Origin of the sequence: Actinomadura xylanilytica (genome assembly GCF_030283145.1) — a bacterium.
GTDB lineage: Bacteria > Actinomycetota > Actinomycetes > Streptosporangiales > Streptosporangiaceae > Spirillospora > Spirillospora xylanilytica.
On the sequence record NZ_JASNWE010000002.1, the window covers coordinates 558942 to 578181 of the forward strand.

Here is a 19240-nt window from a genome sequence, read left to right on the forward strand (position 1 = left end):
TCACGGGCGTCCCCCCTGGGGCTCTCGGTCGGAATGGGCAAGCCGGCCGCGGCCGAACGCGGCGAGGGCGGCGGCGAAGACCGAGGCGACCGCACCGCCGCCCGCCGCCAGCAGGACGAGCGGCGCGACCCGTCCGCCGAGGGCGTCCGCGACGAGCAGGCCCACCCCGCACGCCCCGGCCGCCGCCGCCAGGACCTTCGCGATGTCCGCGGCGACGGGGCCGAGCGCGAGCGGCGCGACGCGGGCGCGCACAGCGGCCAGCATGAGCACGGCGGAGACGGTGATCCCGGCGGCGTTGGCCGCGGCGAGCGCGAGCGTGCCCGCGAACCCGACGCCGGCCGCGCCCACCAGGACCGTGACGGCCAGGCCCACGGCGAGCGCGCGCGCCGGCTCCCACATCGGGCGGCCCCGCGCAAAGAACGCCCGCGCCGCGACGCCGACCATCGCCTGGCCCCACAGTCCGAGCGTGTACACGCGCAGGATCAGCGCGGTGCGGTGCGCGTCGTCGGGGGTGAACCGGCCGTGCTCGAACAGCAGCGCGACGATGGCGGGCGCGAACGCGATCAGGTACGCGGCGGCGACCAGCACCACGCCGCTGACGATCACCAGGTCGGCCTCGACCCGGCGGCGGACCCGGTCGGTGTCGCCGCTCGCCGAGCTGCGCGCGAGCCGCGGGAACGTCACCGTCACCACGAGCAGGGACAGCACCATCGGCACCTGCGCGACCTTCTGCGCGTAGTTCAGGCAGGAGATCGAGCCCTCGGCGAGTCCCGCGCCGAGGAACCGCTCGACGAAGACCTGCGCCTGGCGGACGACCGTGTAGACGACGATCGGGGCGATGGCGGCCAGTTCGAGCGCGGGCACCGCCGCCGCCTTGGCCGCCGCGGTGGCCGCGCCCAGCGGCAGGTTCGGCAGCGCCTTCGGCACCGACCGCACGCAGGTGATGAACGCGGGCGTCTGCACGGCCACCATGAACAGGCCGCCGCAGGCCACGCCCAGCGCCGCGGCGGTGACGCCGAGCGTGCTCGCGCAGAGCGTCAGCATGGCCAGGATCCCGGCGTTGTAGGCGAGGTAGATGGCCGCCGGAGGCCCGAACCGGTGGTGCGCCCGGAGCGTCGCGCTCATGAACCCGGCCACCCCGAACGTCAGCACGGTCAGCGCCGTCAGCCGGACGCAGCGGACCGCCGGGCCGGGCTCGGCGAGGCCGGGTGCCAGCGCCCGCACCAGCCACGGCGCGGTCAGTACGGTGAGCACGGTGACCGCGGCCAGCCAGGCGGCGAGGCGCGGCAGCGCCGAGGACACCAGCGGCCTGATCCCGCCGCGGTCCCCCAGCAGCCGGGTGACGGCGGGCACCATCACCAACGCCATCGCGTCCTCGATGAGCAGTGGCGAGACCGTCTCGGGGATCGTCCAGGCGACCAGGAACGCGTCGGTGTCGCCGCTGGCCCCGAACAGGTGCGCCATCACCAGGTCGCGGACGAACCCGAGCCCGGTGCCGCCCGCGATCAGCACGCCGGACAGCAGCGCCGCGCGGCGGATGGACCGTCCCGGCGCCCGCTCCGGGGCCGCCTCAACGCTGGTCATCGGCGCCCCGTCCAGCGTCTCCCGCGGCGCGGCGGGGCTTCGGCAGGACGTACACCGGGCGGCGGGGCTTCGGCAGGACGTACACCGGGCGGCGCGGGACGGGCCGGACGCCCGTCCCGCGGCCGGGCCCCGGCAGGGCACGCGAGGAGGCCAGCCCGAGCATCACCGAGGCGAGGACGCTGCTCGGCCCGCCCAGGTCGGAGTACAGGAAGTCGACGACCATCCAGGTCATGAACCCGACGCCGAGCAGCCACAGCGGGTCGCGGACGGCCCGGCGCCGCCACAGGCCGTACAGGACGGCGGCCGGAAGCACGCAGAAGGCGGCCAGTCCCAGGATCCCCTGCTCGGAGAGGATCAGCAGGTACTGGTTGTGCGGGGAGAGCAGCGGCTGGCGGACGTAGCCGTTCACGTTGTCGGCGGTCTCGCTGCCGGAGGAGAGCTGGAGGGGGGCGTAGCCGTCGCGGAAGCCGGCGAAGTTCTTCACCCCGACCCCGGTCAGCGGATGGTCCCGCCACATCGCGATCGCGGTCTCCCAGAGGCTGTAGCGGTCGCCGACCGACTGGTCCGGGGCGTGCACCGAGGCCGCGATGGACCGCGTCCTGTCGGCGACGGTGTGCGACCCCCAGCCGAGCCCGCCGACCAGCGCCACCGTGAGGGCCGCGGCGCACGCGGCGGTCCGGAGGGCCGTCATCCGGTCGAACAGCAGCGCCATGACCAGCAGCGCGATGCCGACCGCGACCCAGCTCCCGCGGCTCAGCCCGGCCGCGAGGCCCGCGGCCGGCACCGCCGCCGCCGCCACCGCGGCCAGGCGGGCGCGTCCACGCGCGACCAGCGCGAACGCGACCGCGATGACCATCGCATAGCCGGCCACGGTCGACATGGCCATGACGTCGATGGCCCCGAAGGTGCCGACCGCCCGCACCGGGCGGCCCTCGAACGACGCGCCGGTCCCGGTCAGCGCCTGCCACAGCCCGTACCCGGACTCGATCAGCCCGGCGGCGAGCACCGCCCCGCAGACCACCTGGACGTCGCGGCGGTCCCGGACCACGGCCACGACGGCCACCGGCACCAGCACGAAGATCTGCGCGTTCCGCACGAACCCCGGCAGGCTGGCGGCGATGTCCTGCGAGCACAGGGTGGTCAGCCCGAGCGCGACGGTCAGCGGCCCGAACAGCAGCGCCGTCCCGCGCGGCAGCGTGCACCGGCCGGTGACCACGAGCAGGCCGGCGAGCGCCACCAGCAGGGTGCCGGCCACGTCCCCCGCGGTGATGTGGAAGTCCGCGCCGAAGTCCGCGGGGCCCGGCGGCACGCACACCGCCAGCACGGTGGCGGCGGCCGTCCAGCTCGGGCGGAACCCGCGCACGCAGCGGTCGCGGAGGAACCGGGCCGCCCGGAGTCCGGGCCCGGCCGGGCCGTCACCGGCGGGCCCGGCTTCGGGGGCGGGGACGGCACCGTTGGCCGGCACGGCCCCGGGGGCGGGCGCGGGCTCGCGGATGGGGAACGGCGGGCCGCTCACCCGCTCTTCCTCATGAGCACGACTCGGAGGGTCATGAGCAGGACCTTCAGGTCGCCGGTGAAGGTCCAGGTGTCGATGTAGTGGTTGTCGAACCGGGCGCGCAGGTCGATGGAGGTGTCGCCGCGCAGGCCGTGCACCTGCGACCAGCCGGTCATGCCGCCGCGCACCCGGTGCCGCAGGGTGTAGCCGGGGCAGCTCTCGGAGAACGACTGGACGAAGTGGGGCCGTTCGGGACGGGGACCCACCAGGCTCATGTCGCCGCGGACCACGTTCCAGAGCTGCGGCAGCTCGTCCAGGCAGGTGTCGCGCAGGAACTTGCCGATGGCGCCCATCCGCTCGTCGCCGTCCACGTTCCACCGGGTCTCGGCCTCGTGCTCGTCGGCGGGCCGGAGCGTCCGGAACTTCAGGAGCACGAACTCCTTCCCCTTCAGGCCGATGCGGCGCTGCCGGAACAGCACGCCCGGCCCGGTGTCGACCCGGACCGCGACCGCGCAGCCGATCAGGACGGGCAGCAGCAGGACGAGCGCGGCGAGGGCGACGGCCACGTCGAAGACCCGCTTGAGCGGGCGGCCGAGCCCGCCGTGGCCGGGCGCCGGCAGCCAGACGAAGGGGGTGCCGGCGAGGTGGTCTACGCGGGCGCCGGTGACGGCGAGCGAATCCGCCGGGGAGAGGACGAGCAGGGTTTCACAGCACAATCCGGAGCAAATTCGTACGATGGCGTCGACCCAGCGCCGTTCCACCTCTTCGGCGGCGATGACGACCGTCCGGACCCGATGGTCCTGCATGATCCGGTAAATCTCGTCGCACCCGCCGAGCACCGGCATTTCCGCGGGAACGTCCGCGGCCGGGAATCCGGTGTCGATGCACCCCACGGGCTGAAGTCCGAATTCGCCGCGCTGGCGCAGAATTGCGGCCACGTGGGCGGAGACGGGACCATTTCCGATAACGAGGGCGCGGCGGCGCTTCGCCCGTCCCGACCGGACCGCCCCGAGCACCGCATAGGAGAGCGCACGGCCGGAGAGGGCGATCGCGCAGCCGGCGGCGGCGCCCACCAGCCAGAGCAGGGCGGCTCCTGCGGCGCCCGCGTGGCCGGCGATGCGCGGCGCCGTGTCAAGGGCGGCCACGACCAGGGCGAGGACGGCCATCTGAGGCGCCAGCGACCGCAGCTCCTTGAACAGCGACGGGCTCCGCGGCGGCCGGTAGCCGCCGTCCCGGAGGTTGAGGCCGACCACGCCGAGGGCGCCGAGCACCGGACCTGCCGGGCTCTGCACGTCGCTCACCACGACGTACACCGTCGCGGCGGCCACCCCGTCCAGCCCGGCCAGGCCCGCCGGATACCCCCAGCCGTAGGCCAGCCGCACGAGGGCGCGGCGCCGGTGCGGCGGCCGGCGCGGGGAACGGGGGCGGCGAGCGCGCTGCGGGCGGCGGGGGCCGCGCGGGCTCGTGGCCTCGGCCGCCGCCCGGGTCCCGGCGGCTCCGCCCGGCCGCCCGGCCGCGACGGCGGGCTCGCTCAGCCCCTGGGCTCCCACTCGCTGGTCCTTTCGAGGACGGAACCGCCGGCCGATGAGCCCCGCCGGCAAGAGCGGAACTAAAGACCGTCAGGTCAATTCGATATCGACATTTCCGGCCCGGCCGAAGAATCCGCGCACACCGATCAAGTCAGCGCGGAGCGGCCGTGGTCCTCTTACCGCATCTCCAGCATGGCAGAGCACAACCGACGCTCCGTGCGACTTTGACCATCGCCTTGACAAGCTTGATCAAGCGCGGTGAATTAATTAGGACGGAATTGCCGCTGCTACAGGGACAGCCAGCAGTACAGGCGCATTCCGTTCTGATGGGCCCGGCGGGCCAGGCCGCGGAGCTCGCGCAGGAGGAGTTCCAGCTCGACCGGGTCGGCGGCGCCCCAGAACTCGTCGGTGCGCGCCCAGGGCCCGGCCACGGCCGCGAGCCGGTCGTCTCCGGCCGTGGCCAGCGCGGTGGAGAACTCGTCGGTCACGGTCATCACGCCGCGGTCGGGGTGGAGCGCCACCTCACCGGCGTGCAGCGGGCGCCGGGTGATCTCGTCGTAGGACCGCCCGGTCAGCAGCGACTCCAGCCTGCCGAGCTGCGCGCAGACGTCGATCTTGGTCACCACGAAGTCCTTGGCCGGGCACCCGGGCGGCGGGCAGCCCGGACCGCCGGGCCACCCGGCGACCTGCGCGGCCTCGTCGTCGGACACCGCGCTGAAGTAGTCGAACAGGACCCCCATGCGGGGAGACTGCCAGACCCGCGGCCTCGGTTCGTCCTGAACTTGGGATCGGTCGCGCAAACCTTGGCGCGTCCGGGACGGATCATTCGATGCGCTGGTGCCGGCCGGTGAGTTCGAGCAGCCGGTCCACCACGCGCGCGGCGGCGCCGCCGTCGTCGTGGGGGCAGAACGTCTCGGCGAACTCGGTCAGTAGGCCGGACGACTCGGCGCCCGCCCCGTCCAGGTCGGCCAGCGCCTCGACCAGCTCGCCGGACGTCCGCAGGATCGGCCCGGGCGGGGTCGCGGTGAGGTCGAGCTCCAGGCCACGGATCTCGTCGCGGTAGGCGTCCAGGTCGTGGGCGAACAGCAGGATCGGCTTGCCCAGCCCGGCGAAGTCGCACATCGCCGAGGAGTAGTCGGTGACGAGCGCGTCGGCGGCCAGATACAGCTCGGTGACGTCGGGGTAGCGGGTGACGTCCAGGACGAACGACTCGTGCCCGGCGGGGATCGGCGCGTTCAACAGGTGGTGGCTGCGCAGCAGCAGCACCGTGTCCTTACCGAGCGCCGCCGCGGCCTCATCAAGATCGAGGCCGAGGCGGTGCCGGTCCAGCCCGCCGCTCGTGGTCTGCAAGTGGTCGCGCCACGTGGGCGCGTACAGGACGGCGCGTTTGCCGTCGGGCAGGCCGAGCCGCGCGCGGACGCGGGCCCGGATCCGGTCCCGGTCCGGGCCGTGCGCCAGGTCGTTGCGCGGGTAGCCGGTCTCCAGGATCTCGCCCCCGTAGCGGAAGGCGCGGCGCATGGTCTCGGTGCTGAACGGGTTCTGCGTGAGGAGCAGGTCCCAGCGGGCCACGTCGTCGGTCAGCTCGCGGAGCCGCTGGTCGCGGCGCTCCATCCGGGACCAGTTCATGTCGAACCCGACGCTCTTGACCGGCGTCCCGTGCCAGGTCTGCACGTAGAGCTGGCCGATCCGCTTCCGGTAGGTGGTCGGCTGCGCGACGTTGTTGACCACGATCTCGGCCGCGGCGGTCGCCTCGTAGTACTCGCGGCCGTGCCGCTGCACCGTGCGCGCCCCGGAGGGAGGGCGGAAGTGCTGGTCGCCCATCACCCACACCAGCTCGTGGCCGGTGTCACGCCGCCGGAACTCCTCGTACAGCGCCTTGGGATTGCAGGAGTACTGCCAGCCGAAGTAGCTCTCGAAGACGATGAGGTCACGGCGCGGACGCCGCAGGAACACGGGGTACTCGCGCTCGCACAGCAGCCGCTGCGCGTAGGGGCCGCGCTCGTCGTCGGGCCGGGCTACGCGCGCGCTGAGCTGGAGCCCCTCGCCGCCGCGCGCGGGCCACAGCCGGTAGTTGTGCGCGGCGACGTCGCGTCCCGGCGGCAGGCCCGCCAGGCAGCCGCGGCGGACGGTCACGCCGACCTCGGCCCCGGACGCGTCGGCGGCCTGCACGTCCCAGGTGCCGGAGGCCAGCGGCAGCGTCCCGGCGAGCGTGGTGATCGCCGCGAGGTCGAGCCGGGCCTCGAAGCGGGCGTCCCCGGCCCAGCGGAGCGGGAACGCGTGCCGCACCCCGGTGCGGCGCCGCCGCAGCACGAGCCGGTCCGGCACGGCGGACGCCCCCGCAACGGGAGGCGGGGCGATGGGGACCGTCGGGGCGTCTGGAAGGCTCGCGGCGCGTCCCCCCGTGTCGGGCACACCGGCGCCGTGTTCGCCCGTCTCGGGCCCAGCCGGGCCGGGCGTCGCCGTCGGGACGGGGTACTCGCCGGAGATCACCAGGTGGTCGCCGTCCCAGGCCAGGTCACGGACCATGAGCTGCGGGACGCCCTCCAGCAGGGTCAGGTTGCCGTAGCGGGTGCGGGTCAGCATGACCTCCCGGCCCGCCACGGCGTGCGCCGACTCGGCGAGGTCCTCGGAGGCCGCCAGCCGGAGCTTCCGGCCGCGCGCGTGCAGCCACAGGTCCCAGTGCATGCGGTCGTGCGCGTCGTCCATCGGCTCGTCCGGTACCAGTTCCGCCAGAGGCAGCCGGAACCGGAACGTCGTCGCGCCGCCGTCGCCCACGTCGTGGCGCACCGGGATGGTGGTCTTGGTGCCCCGTTCCCTGGACGCGAGCGTGACGGTGTCGTCGCCGGACGTCGCGCCCGTCACCGAACCGGTCAGCTCCAGCACGTCGCCGTCCAGGCGGTGCCCGGTCACCAGGGCCTTCACCTGCCGGAAGCGGAGCACGACCCCATGGTCGTCCGTCTGCACCACCTGCACGCGGACCCGTCCGGACAGCGAGCGGAGGCGCGGCCACTGCGCGGCGGCACCGCACCGCTCGACGGGCGCGGACAGGCGCAGCCGGTCGCGACCCCTGCCGACCCGGACGGCGGCGTGCAGCCGCCAGTCGGCGTTCTTCCAGCCGGGCACCGACTTCAGCGCGGCGGGATCGATGTCGACGGCGAAGCCCGACCCGTCGTAGCAGGCGGCGGGCTGCCCTGAATTGGCGGTCACCTCGGGCCGGACGGCACGGCGCACCCGCAGCCTGTGGCGGCGCCGCGTCCGGGCGTGCTGGAGCCAGACCTCGATGCCGTCGTCCGGGGTCATGTCGAGCCCGCGGATGTAGGCGTGGCCGGTCAGGCACAGCACGCCGTCCGGCCGCCAGGCGATCTCGTCGACCTGGGCGTGCAGCCGCAGTTCGCCGGTGAGGTCGTAGACCGAGTCCGGGATCGCCCGGACGGGGTCGTCGCGGAACGGGTGGCCCGCGTACCGGCGGCGGCGCAGCAGGCCGCCCGTCCGGACGGGCGTCACCGGCAGCCCGGTGCGCTCGTACTCCAGGACGGCCACCAGGTCGGCGGGGCGGTTCTCGCGGGCCAGGTGGTACTTCAGCCGCTTGATCGCCGGCAGCCGGGCCAGGAGCGCCGGCTCCACGTCCTGGAGGTAGCGGCCGACCATGGCGCACAGCCGGTTCCGGTAGTCGGCGTCGCCCTGCTCGGCGACGTCGATGAAGATCGACAGGTCGTCGTCCAGGGTGGTGAGGTCGTAGGCGTCCTTGAGCGCGGGCGCCGCCTCCCGCAGGAAGCCCGACACGCTGCGGATCGAGGCGACCCGGTCCTCAAGGTTGGACGCCTCGGTGCGCCTCTGCGTGATGGACCGTTCACCTGCCTGCCGCTGCCGGTAGTGGTAGACGACCTCGCGCAGCACGTCCACGCTCTCGGCCAGGACGTGGGCGGGCAGGGTGACGGGCGCGTCCTCGTACGCGCCCGCGGGGAACGTGAAGCCGTGCGCGTCCCAGAAGGTCCGGCGGAAGACCTTGTTCCAGGCCGTCCGGTCGTGCAGCAGCTCGCGGTCGCGGGTGACATGCGTGCGCAGCCGGGTAGCGCCGAACGCCTCGCCGTAGAACTTCGCCCGCTTGGAGCGCTCGGCGTTGAACACGCGCACGTCCCCGCTGACCAGATCGGACCCTGTCTCCTTCAGCGAACCGACCATCCGTTCATAGGCGTAGCGCGGGACGACGTCGTCGCTGTCTGCGAACGCCAGGTACTCGCCGGTCGCGTGCAGCGCCCCGGTGTTACGGGCCGGTCCGAGCCCCTGGTTCTCCTGCTGGACGAGGACGAAGCGCGCATCCCGCGCCGCCTGCTCCTCAGCGATCAGCACGCTGCCGTCCGGCGACCCGTCATCGACCATGACGACCTCGATGTCGGTCAGGGTCTGCCCGGCCAGCGACGCCAGGCACTCCTCCAGGTAGTCCTCCACGTTGTAGAACGGGACGACGATGCTGAGCTCGGGTGACATGGGCGCTGCCTCCAGTCGAAGGTGGTTGGGGTCGCGTGCCGACGGCCCCGGGCCGGATGCCGACGGCCCGGGTCGCGGGCCGTCAGCTGAGGAAGGCGAACAGCTCCTCCCAGCGGCCGGCGACGGCGTCCGGGGCGAAGCGCTGCACCGAGGCGCGGGCGGCGCGGCCCATCTTCCGGCGCAGCTCCGCGTCGTCCATGAGCCGGAGCAGGCAGGCGGCGAACTCGGTGGTGTTGCCGGCCGGGACGACCAGCCCGTCCACCCCGTGGGTGATCAGCTCGCCGATGCCCGGGGCGCAGTCGAAGGCCACGCACGGCAGCCCGTACGCCATCGCCTCCAGGATCGCCATCGGGAACCCCTCCTCGCGGGAGGTGAGCGCGAAGACCGACCCGGCGCACAGCGCGGTCTCGATGTCGCGGGTCGGGCCCGGCCACTGCACGCTGCCGGTGAGGCCGAGCTCCTCGGTCATCCTGGCCAGCCGCCGCTCCTCCTTCCCGTCGCACTTGTCGGAGCCGTGCACCCGCAGCGTCCAGCCGGGACGCCGCGGCGCGACCTTCGACCAGGCGTCCAGCAGCAGGTCCTGGCCCTTGTCGTAGTCGAGGCGGCCGAGCCGCACGACGACCGGCGCGTCCAGTTCCGCGTGCCGCGCGGGCACGACGTGCAGCGCGTTGGGGATGAAGTCGGCGTTGGCCATGCCGTCGCGCGCGAACGCGTCGGCGTCGGCGAGGGTGAGGGTCAGGAAGCGGTCGGCGTCCGCGAAGTGCCGCAGGACGCGGTCGTGCCGGCCGGCGAGGCGGCACGCGGCGTGCGACTCGTGCACCATCCCGATCACCTTGAGGTGGCCGGGCGCCGCCCGCCGGACCCATTCCATCGCCCAGACCTCGGCGACGATCACCATGCCGCCCGGCCGCGCCGTCCGCAGCAGCGCCGCGAGGCCCGCCGCCCCGCGCAGCCGTTCGGAGCGGAGCCGGCGGGCGCGCGGGCTCGTCAGGTCGCGGAGCCCTTTCGGCTTCCAGCCTCCGCCGGGGAAGTGCGGGTGCAGGACGGTCGTCGCGTAGGGGAAGTCCGCGCCGTGGTCGTGGGTGCGCTTCGGATGCATGATCCCGACGACGTGGACGCAGTGGCCGCGGCCGGTGAACAGGCGGGCCATGAAGTGCGCCCAGGTCTGCACGCCGCCCAGCACCTCGACGTTGTTGCAGACGAGGAAGAGGTCGCGCCCGCCGTCCATATCGCCCCCTCCTGCCGCACGCCCATCACAGTGGACATGGACTTTTCGAGGGTGAAACTAACCGGGAATAGGCATAACGGAAAAACATTTTAGGCCGCCTTGGAGTGACATACCTCGCACCTTCCGATAAAACCGGAATCACACGGCCACCGGGCGCACAGGTAAAGAAATGGTAAGGAGCGGTGGCGAACACGGTATTCCGGCCCAGCGGTGCCTACGCTCCGGCGGAAGTGATCGGAGTGCTCATGCTGCGTCGCGTTCTCACCCGGGAGTCGCGCCTGGCCGCCAGGGCCGCCACGGCGGCGGCGCGCGAGGCGCGGCGGTTGCGCGCGAGGTGCGCGCGTTCGGCACTGCGCGTCCTGCCGGTGGCGACGATCGAGGAGCTGGTCGTCCAGGACGGTGTGTCGCTGAACGTGCGGGTGCGCCTGCCGCGCTCGGCCGGACCGCGGCCGATCACCGTCCACCTCGTCCTGACCAGGGACGGGCACGAGCACTCCGTCCGGCTGCACCGGGACGGGCCGCGCTCGGCCGCGACCGCCCTGAACCTCGCGACGCTCGCCGGCCCCGGGCCCGGCAGGTGGCTGCTGCACCTGCGGCTGCGGCACGTCGACGGCGGGGCGAGCCGCCATCCGGTCTACGGGCCGCCGCCGCGCCGCCCGTCCGGCGGCCCGACCCGCGCCGCCGCCCGCTGCCCCGACACCGGGACCGGGTACGTCCTCGGCGCCACGACGCGCGGGCGGACGTCGCTGACCCTCACCCCGGCCACGCCGCGCGCCCAGGTCACCAGGGTCGTGACCGGCTGGGACGGGGTGACCGTCTCCGGCCGGCTGATCGCCGCGGGCCGGCCCGGCCCCGCCGTCGTGGAGATGGTCCACCGGGACGGGCGGACCCGGCTGCCCGTCGTGCTGGGCGAGGGCCGCTTCACCTTCACCGTCCCCGGCGAGGCGATCGCGGCGGCGCCCGAATGGCGGTTCACCCTCGCGGTCGACGGCGCGCCCGCGCTGCCGGTCGGCCGCTACCTCGACGGCCTGCGGCGCCCGGACCGGTCGATCCGCTACCCCGCCCGGCTGATCCACACCGCGGCGGGCCGGCCGCCGCTGCGCGTCCGGCCGCGCTACTCCGCCCGTGGCCGGCTGCTGCTCACCCGCTCCGTTCCCGAGGAGACCGCGTGAAGATCACCTACCTCGTCACCTCGGCCGACGCCGCCGGCGAGGCCGAACAGGCCGCGCTGGAGCAGGCCCGGCGGCTCCGCGCCGGCCACGACGTCCGGATCCTCGGCATCGTCGAGGCGCGGGCCGGCGGCGCGGCGGCCGTCGACCCCGGCGTCCTGGTCACGGCCGCCCCCGCCACGCTGGCGCTGGCCGTGCGGATCGCGCCCCCGGCCACCGCGCTGGTGCACCAGACCGGTCTGGCCCCCGAGACGTGGACGGCGCGGGACGAGCCGCTGCTGGCGTCCGCGCCCCGGCTCGACCTGCTGATCACCGCCACCGAGCACGCGGCGCGCTGGTTCACCGCCTCGCTGGGCGCCGCCGCGCCGCTGGTCGAGGCCGTCCCCTGGGCGCTGCCGCCGGGGCCCCGGCTGCGCTCCTCGCTGGCCGCCCGGACGGTCGTGCTCGCCGACCGGCTCACCAAGGACGGGCGCGCGGGCGACGCGATCCGCGCGTTCGCGTCCATCGCGGACCGGTTCCCGGACTGGTCCCTGCGGATCTTCGGGGACGGGCCGGCCCGGCGGAGCCTGGCCCGGCTGGTCGAGTCACTGGATCTCCAGGACCAGGTGCACCTGCTCGGCCCGGCGCCGTGCCTGGCCGACGAGATCGCCAAGTGCAGCGTGCGCGTGGTGACCGGGGCGTCCGCCGGTTCCGGACGGGCCCGGGCCGAGGCGTTCGCCGCCGGGGTGCCGGTGATCGCCTACGCGCACCCGGGCGCCGGGGAGCTGGTCTCCCACGGCGTCAACGGCCACCTGGTCCAGCCCGGCGTCGCCGCGCTGGCCGCCGGGCTGGCCGGGCTGATGGGCGACGAGACGACCCGGTTGCGGCTCGGCATGGACGCGCTCATCACGGCGCGGTCCCTGACCGCCGAGCGCGACACCGCCCGCCGGGCCGAGCTCTTCGCGCGCGCGCTCGCGGCGCACGAGGGGGCCGCGGACCGCCTGGCGGCGCACACCGCCCGGACGGTCGGCGGCTTCGTCCCCGCAGTACATGCCCGCCAGGGCGAACGACTCGTCCAGCTAAGGAACGACCTCGGCCCCCATGACGTCGCCCGCCTCAACCTGGAGACCGTCACGGAAGCTCTGCGCGACGGGAGTGTTCCCTTCCTGGTGCTGCGGGACCGCGGGCTCAGACATCGCGTCGCGGTGACGGAGGACCACAGGGCCGAGGCACTGGCCGTACTGGCCCGCCACTACGGCGAGGAGCCGGTGTACGCGCAGCCGCTCAAGGCGGCGCCGGGCACGCCGCCGTCCGGTCCGGTCGGCGACGTCGAGAGCTGGCCGGTCCCGGGCGGGCTGCGGATCTTCCACGTCATCGCGCCGACCACCCGGACGCTGGAGTTCGGCGAGGACCACGGCTGCGACCTGGAGTTCTGGGCGGTCACGGCCGACGGGGGCCGCGTCCCGCTCCGGCCCACCCTGATCGGGAACACCGTGCCCGCCGAGGCGCTGCGGCCCGCCGACCTCACCGTGGGCGAGCGCGCCTATCCCTCGCTGGAGGCGTTCACCCGGCCGCTCGCCGACGACGTGACCTTCCCCATCGACGCCGTCTACACCTGGGTGGACGGCGCCGACCCCGCCTGGCTGGAGCGCAGGCGGGCCGCGCTCGGCAACGGACCGGAACCCGCCAAGGCCGACGGCGGCGAGAGCCGCTACAGCAGCCGCGACGAGCTGCTGTACTCGCTGCGGTCACTGGCGATGCACGCGCCCTGGATCCGGCGCGTCTGGATCGTCACCGACCGGCAGACACCGCCGTGGCTCGACACGGCCCACCAGGACGTGACCGTCGTCGACCACCGCGACGTCTTCGCCGACCCGGACGCGCTGCCCACCTACAACTCGCACGCGATCGAGACCCGGCTGCACCACATCGAGGGGCTCGCCGAGCATTTCCTCTACCTCAACGACGACTTCTTCCTAGGCCGGCCGCTCACGCCCGCGCACTTCTTCCACTCCAACGGGCTGACCAAGTTCTTCCCGTCCTCGACCACCATTCCCATGAGCCCCCGCACGGGGAAGGACGCGACCTGGCTGGCCGCCGCGAAGAACAACCGCGCCCTGATCGAACGCGAATTCGGCCGTACTCCCGTCCAGGCGCTCAAGCACGCCCCCTACGCCCTGCGGCGCAGCGTGCTGAACGAGATCGAGCGGCGGTTCCCCGAAGAGGTCGCCGCGACGGCGCGCAGCAGGATCCGGTCCACCGAGGACATCTCCCTGGTGTCGTCGCTCTACCACTACTACGCGCTGTGCACCGGGAAGGCGGTGCCCGGATCGCTCTCGGTGGACACCGTCCCGCTCAGCCACAGCACCAGCATGCCCACGCTCACCAGGCTGCTGACGCTGCGCGACCGCGACGCGTTCTGCCTCAACGACATGGCGTCGGGCGACCTGACCGAGACGCAGAAGTGGCGGGCCACGGTCGGCTTCCTGGGGAGCTACTTCCCGATCCCGTGCGGCTTCGAGAAGTCGGCGGACGTGTCGCCGGACGTGTCGGTGGAGTCGGGGCGGACGTAGAGGGTCAGCCGCATCCGCTTGGCGGTCCAGCGTCCGACGCGATGCCTCAGTCCCGCCTTCCGCACCATCGCGACACGCTTGCGCATGAGCGCGACCACGCGACGGTTCCCGTTGATGCGGCGCACCACCCACACGCGGTCGGCGTTCCTCAGGCGGCGGGCCAGTTCCTTTCCGCCCACCTCACGGCCGTGAAGCGTTCCGTCATGGGCACCGGTACTGCGCTGGGCGATGTCCAACAACCCGGCGAACACCTGCGGGTACGCGCTGGAGAGCGACCTCATCCCGGACGGCGCCACCAGAAACGCGTCCCCGGGCCGCGCCTCGTCCTTGAGCACGCGCACGATCGGGGTGACGTCGTGCCACTTGCTGTCGGGCCTGCGAAGGGTCGGCTGGACGACCGCGGTCACCACCAGCAGGGCGAGCCCCACCGGGACCATGACCAGACGGGGCCGGACGGTCAGCCCCGCGCCCACCAGCAGGGCCACCGCCGGGACGCAGAACAGCAGGTATCGCGCCACGAACACGGGCTCGGCCAATGACGCGGCCAGCAACGCTGCCGGAGGGACGACCGCCCACGGCACGGTGACCCTGACCAACTCCCCGGCACGCGCGCGCACGAGCGCCACCGCACACAGCGCCCCCATCAGGACCACGGCCGCGACGCTTCCGGTGACTCCCCACACCGACGCCCATAGATGCGCCACGTCCGGATCGGGAATCCACTCGACCGCCGACCGCTGCCCCGACGCCACCCATGCCAGCGGCACCAGCAGCAGGCCCGCCACGACGACGCTCACCAGCCAGGCGAGCCGCACCCGCCACGTACGGCGGACGGCCACCACCGTGACCAGATGCGCCGCCACCAGGAGGAAGCCGAAAATCTGTAGGGCCCCGACCGCCACGAGCAGCACGCCGTAGACCGCGAACCAGACGATCCCGCCTGAACGGAGCGCGCGCACGAACGCATACGTGGCGAGGACGGCGGCGCATGTCACCAGCGCATAGGAACGGGCCTCCAGGGCGTACTGGCTGACGACCGGCGTGCAGGCGAAGACCAGCCCCGCGAGCAGCCCGGCGGGCGGCCCCGCCAGGGACCGTCCCAGCGCGGCCAGCACCCCGGCCGCGACCACGGTCGCCGCCACCGACGGCAGCCGCACCGCCGTGGACGAGAAGCCGGCCACGTCCACGAACCAGTGCATCAGCAGGTAGTAGGCGCCGTGCACGGCGTCGACGTGCCGGAGCAGATGCAGGATCTGCGGTACCGAACGGCGCGCGACGTCCACCGTGGCGAGCTCGTCCGCCCACAGGGACGGCCGCCCGGTCCCCCACAGCCCCAGGAGCAGTGCGACCAGCGCGGGCACGCCCACCACCGCCCACCGCCGGCCACGCCCGTCCGGCGCCCGCGCATCGTCGCCGGCGACGGCGGCGGCGTCGCCCGGTTCGCGGCCGGTGCGGGAGTGCGGCTCGTCTCGCGGCTCCGGGCCGCTCTGCGTGTTCATCCGCGCTGCGGGGCGAAGAAGCGCTCGACGATCTCCTTGGCCGCGTTGCCCCGCTCGTATCCGCCGAAGCGCTCCGCGAACGCCCTGCGCGCGGGGCCGTACAGCTCGTCGAACGTGCGGTAGTCGCGCACGGCCGCGGCCAAGGCGTCCTGATCCTGGGCCACCGGGCCGGGCGCCTCGTGCGCGAGGTCGAAGTACGTGCCGCGCTGCCGCACGCGCTCCTCTAGTCCCGGCGTGTAGAAGAACATCGGCCGGTTCAGCAGCGCGTAGTCGAACATCACCGGCGCATGGTCGGTGACGAGCACGTCGGCCAGCAGCATCAGCAGGCACAGGTCCTGCACCTCGGAGACGTCGACGACCCGGCTGCCGGGGCCGTGTTTCCGCGCGTCGCGCGTCAGGAGCACGAATCCGTCTCCGAGCTGTTCGGCGAACCGCTCCGGATCGAGCGCCATCGCGTGCCGTCCGTCGACCGGGATGTAGAGGACGAGCGTGTCGGTGCCGTCCACGCCCAGCTCGTCCAGGACGGCGTCCAGGCGCTCCGAGTCGCCGCCCGTGACGAGCGCGTCGTTGCGCGGCTGCCCGACCGGCAGCGGCTCGGCCTTCGTCCGCAGCCCCGGAAGCAGCGTGCGCAGGTCGTGGTCGGAGCCGACGACGACGAAGTCGAACCGGTCGATCGACCGTTGCAGGCGGCGGCGCGCCGCCCGTGAGGCGAGCTTGGTCTCCGGCCGGTCGAACCCGACGAACTCGAACGCCGCGCCGTGCCAGGTCTGGATGTAGGTCGTCTCCGAGCGCTTCGCCAGATGCCCGGGGAGCCCGTGGTCGTCGATCCAGTACTGCGCGCGGGCCAGCGCCCAGTAGTACCCCCATGATGTGCGGCGGACCAGCCTGGCGTCCGTGGGGAAGCCGTCCCGCGAGCCCGCGTACGACCAGATCGCGTGAACGGGATGACCGTCCGCGCGGAGCCGCTCGTAGATGGCGCGCGGGCTGCCGCCGAACACCTGCCCCCGTCCGCTCTCGAAGACGACGCTGCCCTTACGGACCGGAAGCCGCGTGAGCACCTTCCTGTAGGCGAGGCGCTTGGCCCGGGTGCTCGTCCCCGCGCGCGCCAGCCGTCCGGCCTTGGCGCGCAACGCTCCGGACACCGCCAACGGCGGCGCCCGGAGCACACCGTGCGGAACGACCGTGACCTTCTCCGCCGCCGTGCACGCGCGCGCGGCCTCCGCCTCGGTGTCGGGCCACAGGCCGTGCTCCTCCAGGAAGTCGCGCCGGTAGAGCCGTCCGGTCGACGCGCCGTGCTGCGCGACCTTGCTGGTCTCCAGGGGGCCGATGTAGTCGCGGGTCGTGTGGTGGACGTCCAGCGCGCAGCGGCCGAGGGTGCGCTCACCGCATCCGGACACCACCTGCGCACCCGACCGTTCCGCCGTCATGCAGAGCGTCAGGCACGCGTGCCGGTCCAGGGTCTCCCCTGCGGCGAGGAACATGACGTAGGTCCCGGACGCCTCCCGACCGTCCCGCACGACCCGGACACGCTCCGTCCCCGCCAGCCGGTTCAGCACGGGCTCGCCGACCGTCCCGGCCACGACCGCCTCTATGGCGCCCAGGGTCTGGCCCAGCACGGACGCGACCGTGCGCAGCAGCTCCGCCCTCGCCCCGCCCGCTATGACGACCGAAACCGCGGGCGCCCGTCCATCTTGGTCATCCACTCCGCCAGCATCGGGTGCCCGTCATCGGCGGCCCGCCCGCGGCTGGCGGCCATGACCCCGATTTGACCGCCACCTGGCCCGATCGGCGCCCTGAACCGCCGTAGGGGATCGGCCGGTGCGGTGACGTGGTGATGTCCCTCGAGCGCCGGGCGCCGGGCGGGCGGGCGGCCGTCAGATGAGTTCGGGCCGGTAGGCCGCCAGCCAGTCGCTCATCCCCAGGGCCTGTTCGAGGGGCAGGCGATCGCGCTGCATGCTCGCGTGCCCCAGTGGCCGGGCGAGCTGCGTGCGGACGGCGTCCAGGTCGAGGTAGGGGCGGGCGGGCGCGGCGGGATCGGCGGCGACCTCGGCGAGCCGGTCGCGGACGGCCTGCTCGTACCCGGGGTTCTGCGTGGCCGGGTAGGGGCTCTTGCGGCGCCGCACCACCGACTCGGGCAGCACGTCCGCGACGGCGCCGCGCAGCAGGCTCTTCTCCCGGCCGTCGTAGGTCTTGTGCGACCACGGGGTGTTGAAGACGTACTCGACGAGCCGGTGGTCGCAGAACGGGACCCGCACCTCCAGGCCGACCGCCATGCTCATCCGGTCCTTGCGGTCGAGCAGCAGGCGCACCATGCGGGTGAGGTGCAGGTAGCAGATCTCGCGCATGCGGCGCTCGTGCGGATCGGCGTCCGGCAGGTGCGGGACCTCCGTCAGCGCCTCGTGGTAGCGGTCGCGCTGGTACGTCACGGCCAGTTCGCGGAGCCGCGGGGAGAACAGCTCGAACGACTGCCCCAGCCCTGCCTGCGCCCACGGGAACTGGTCGGCCGCCACCGCCTTCGGGTCGTGGAACCAGCGGTATCCGCCGAACACCTCGTCGGCAGACTCCCCCGAGAGGGCGACCGTCGAGTGCCTGCGGATCTCGGCGAACAGCAGGTACAGCGAGGTGTCCATGTCGCCCATCGCCGGCGCGTCCCTCGCGCGCAGCACCGTGGCCATCGCCTCCGGCGAGGCGAGCTGGTCGTTGCCGAGCACGACGTCCGAGTGCTCGCATCCGACGTGCTTGGCCACGTCGTGCACGTACGGCCCGTCGGCGGTGTCGCGCATGTCGTCGGGGACGAAGCCGCCGGTCTCGTCGACGAAGTCGACGGCGAACGACCGCACCCGCTCATGGCCCAGCGCCTGGTCGGCCAGGGCGGTCAGCGCACTGGAGTCCAGCCCGCCGGAGAGCAGCGTGCACAGCGGCACGTCCGAGATGAGCTGGCGCTGGACGATGTCGTCCAGCAGTTCGCGGACGTGCCGGACGGTGGTCGGGATGTCGTCGGTGTGCTCGCGCGCGGTCAGCTCCCAGTAGCGGCGGTCCACCACGCCGCGGCGCGAGACGGTGACGGTGTGCCCCGGCACGACCTCGTGCATCCCGGCGAAGATGCCATGCCCGGGGGTCTTGGTGTTGGTGAGCAGCTCGACCAGGCCCTCCTCGTCGATCCGGGCGGTGAACAGCGGGTTCGCCAGGATCGCCTTGGGCTCCGAGCCGAACAGCACACCGTGCGGGGTCGGCGCGTAGTAGAGCGGCTTGATGCCCATGCGGTCGCGGCCGAGAAGGAGCTCCTCGCGGCGGGTGTCCCAGATGGCGAACGCGAACATGCCGTTGAGCCGCTCGACGAACTCGGCGCCCCATTCCAGGTAGGCGTACAGCACCACCTCGGTGTCGCTGCGCGTCCGGAAGCGGTGCCCCCGCCCTTCGAGGTCGCGGCGCAGCTCGTGGAAGTTGTAGGTCTCGCCGCTGTAGACGATCGTCGCGGGCCCGCGCGTCATCGGCTGGACGCCGCCGGCGATGTCGATGACGGCGAGCCGGCGGTGGCCGAGCGCGACGTGCCGGTCGATCCACAGCCCCTGGTCATCGGGGCCGCGCAGTGTCATGGTCCGTGTCATGTCCAGCGCGGTCGCGCGCTCGGCGGTGAGATCCCGGTCGTAGTCCACCCATCCGGTGATGCCGCACATGGACCCGTCCTCTCAACAT

At 73.7% G+C, this 19240-nt stretch carries 11 protein-coding genes; 2 read left to right on the plus strand and 9 right to left on the minus strand.

Going from position 1 to position 19240, the window contains the following annotated elements; genetic code table 11:
- From QP090_RS13675 to QP090_RS13700, 6 genes are all read right to left on the minus strand, one after another.
- Window positions 1-1584 (minus strand): lipid II flippase MurJ, encoded by a 1584-nt coding sequence (locus QP090_RS13675; protein WP_285939174.1) that lies wholly within the window; start codon window positions 1582-1584, stop codon window positions 1-3.
- Window positions 1571-3100: an O-antigen ligase family protein gene (locus QP090_RS13680; protein ID WP_285939175.1), complete on the minus strand. Its 1530-nt coding sequence runs from the start codon at window positions 3098-3100 to the stop codon at window positions 1571-1573. The genes QP090_RS13675 and QP090_RS13680 overlap by 14 nt, the downstream gene beginning before the upstream one ends.
- Window positions 3097-4629 carry an exopolysaccharide biosynthesis polyprenyl glycosylphosphotransferase gene (locus tag QP090_RS13685; protein WP_285939176.1) on the minus strand — a complete coding sequence of 511 codons (1533 nt, stop codon included), beginning with the start codon at window positions 4627-4629 and terminating at the stop codon, window positions 3097-3099. Before QP090_RS13685 ends, QP090_RS13680 begins: the two co-directional genes overlap by 4 nt.
- Before the next feature lie 266 nt (window positions 4630-4895).
- Window positions 4896-5348: a hypothetical protein gene (locus tag QP090_RS13690; RefSeq protein ID WP_285939177.1), complete on the minus strand. Its 453-nt coding sequence runs from the start codon at window positions 5346-5348 to the stop codon at window positions 4896-4898.
- An 82-nt stretch (window positions 5349-5430) separates the two neighbouring features.
- Window positions 5431-9096: a bifunctional glycosyltransferase/CDP-glycerol:glycerophosphate glycerophosphotransferase gene (locus QP090_RS13695; RefSeq protein WP_285939178.1), complete on the minus strand. Its 3666-nt coding sequence runs from the start codon at window positions 9094-9096 to the stop codon at window positions 5431-5433.
- A gap of 82 nt (window positions 9097-9178) precedes the next feature.
- Window positions 9179-10324 (minus strand): glycosyltransferase, encoded by a 1146-nt coding sequence (locus QP090_RS13700; protein WP_285939180.1) that lies wholly within the window; start codon window positions 10322-10324, stop codon window positions 9179-9181.
- Between the two features lie 245 nt (window positions 10325-10569).
- Here QP090_RS13700 and QP090_RS13705 point away from each other — a divergent pair, with 245 nt between their 5' ends.
- Complete coding sequence (locus QP090_RS13705; RefSeq protein WP_285939181.1) at window positions 10570-11496, plus strand: hypothetical protein; 927 nt, start codon at window positions 10570-10572, stop codon at window positions 11494-11496.
- Window positions 11493-14045: a stealth conserved region 3 domain-containing protein gene (locus tag QP090_RS13710; RefSeq protein ID WP_285939183.1), complete on the plus strand. Its 2553-nt coding sequence runs from the start codon at window positions 11493-11495 to the stop codon at window positions 14043-14045. Before QP090_RS13705 ends, QP090_RS13710 begins: the two co-directional genes overlap by 4 nt.
- On the opposite strand, the gene QP090_RS13715 is transcribed toward QP090_RS13710, so the two are convergent.
- The 3 genes from QP090_RS13715 to asnB all read right to left on the minus strand — a co-directional run bounded on the left by QP090_RS13715 (window position 13967) and on the right by asnB (window position 19221).
- A complete protein-coding gene (locus tag QP090_RS13715) occupies window positions 13967-15544 on the minus strand; it encodes a glycosyltransferase family 39 protein (protein WP_285939184.1) in 1578 nt (525 codons plus the stop codon). The two genes, QP090_RS13710 and QP090_RS13715, sit on opposite strands and share 79 nt — an antisense overlap.
- Entirely contained in the window at window positions 15541-17247 is a 1707-nt protein-coding gene (locus QP090_RS13720) for a bifunctional glycosyltransferase/CDP-glycerol:glycerophosphate glycerophosphotransferase (RefSeq protein WP_285939185.1), read from the minus strand. The genes QP090_RS13715 and QP090_RS13720 overlap by 4 nt, the downstream gene beginning before the upstream one ends.
- Window positions 17248-17418: 171 nt before the next feature.
- Window positions 17419-19221, minus strand: a complete 1803-nt coding sequence (asnB, locus tag QP090_RS13725; RefSeq protein WP_285939186.1) for an asparagine synthase (glutamine-hydrolyzing) — start codon at window positions 19219-19221, stop codon at window positions 17419-17421.
- Window positions 19222-19240 lie beyond the last annotated feature (19 nt).

Bases quoted from the DNA above. Each gene is read 5' to 3' on its own strand.
- QP090_RS13675 (WP_285939174.1), bottom strand. From the start codon at position 1,584: ATGACCAGCGTTGAGGCGGCCCCGGAGCGGGCGCCGGGACGGTCCATC.
- QP090_RS13690 (WP_285939177.1), bottom strand. From the start codon at position 5,348: ATGGGGGTCCTGTTCGACTACTTCAGCGCGGTGTCCGACGACGAGGCC.
- QP090_RS13695 (WP_285939178.1), bottom strand. From the start codon at position 9,096: ATGTCACCCGAGCTCAGCATCGTCGTCCCGTTCTACAACGTGGAGGAC.
- QP090_RS13700 (WP_285939180.1), bottom strand. From the start codon at position 10,324: ATGGACGGCGGGCGCGACCTCTTCCTCGTCTGCAACAACGTCGAGGTG.
- QP090_RS13705 (WP_285939181.1), top strand. From the start codon at position 10,570: ATGCTGCGTCGCGTTCTCACCCGGGAGTCGCGCCTGGCCGCCAGGGCC.
- QP090_RS13715 (WP_285939184.1), bottom strand. From the start codon at position 15,544: ATGAACACGCAGAGCGGCCCGGAGCCGCGAGACGAGCCGCACTCCCGC.
- asnB (WP_285939186.1), bottom strand. From the start codon at position 19,221: ATGTGCGGCATCACCGGATGGGTGGACTACGACCGGGATCTCACCGCC.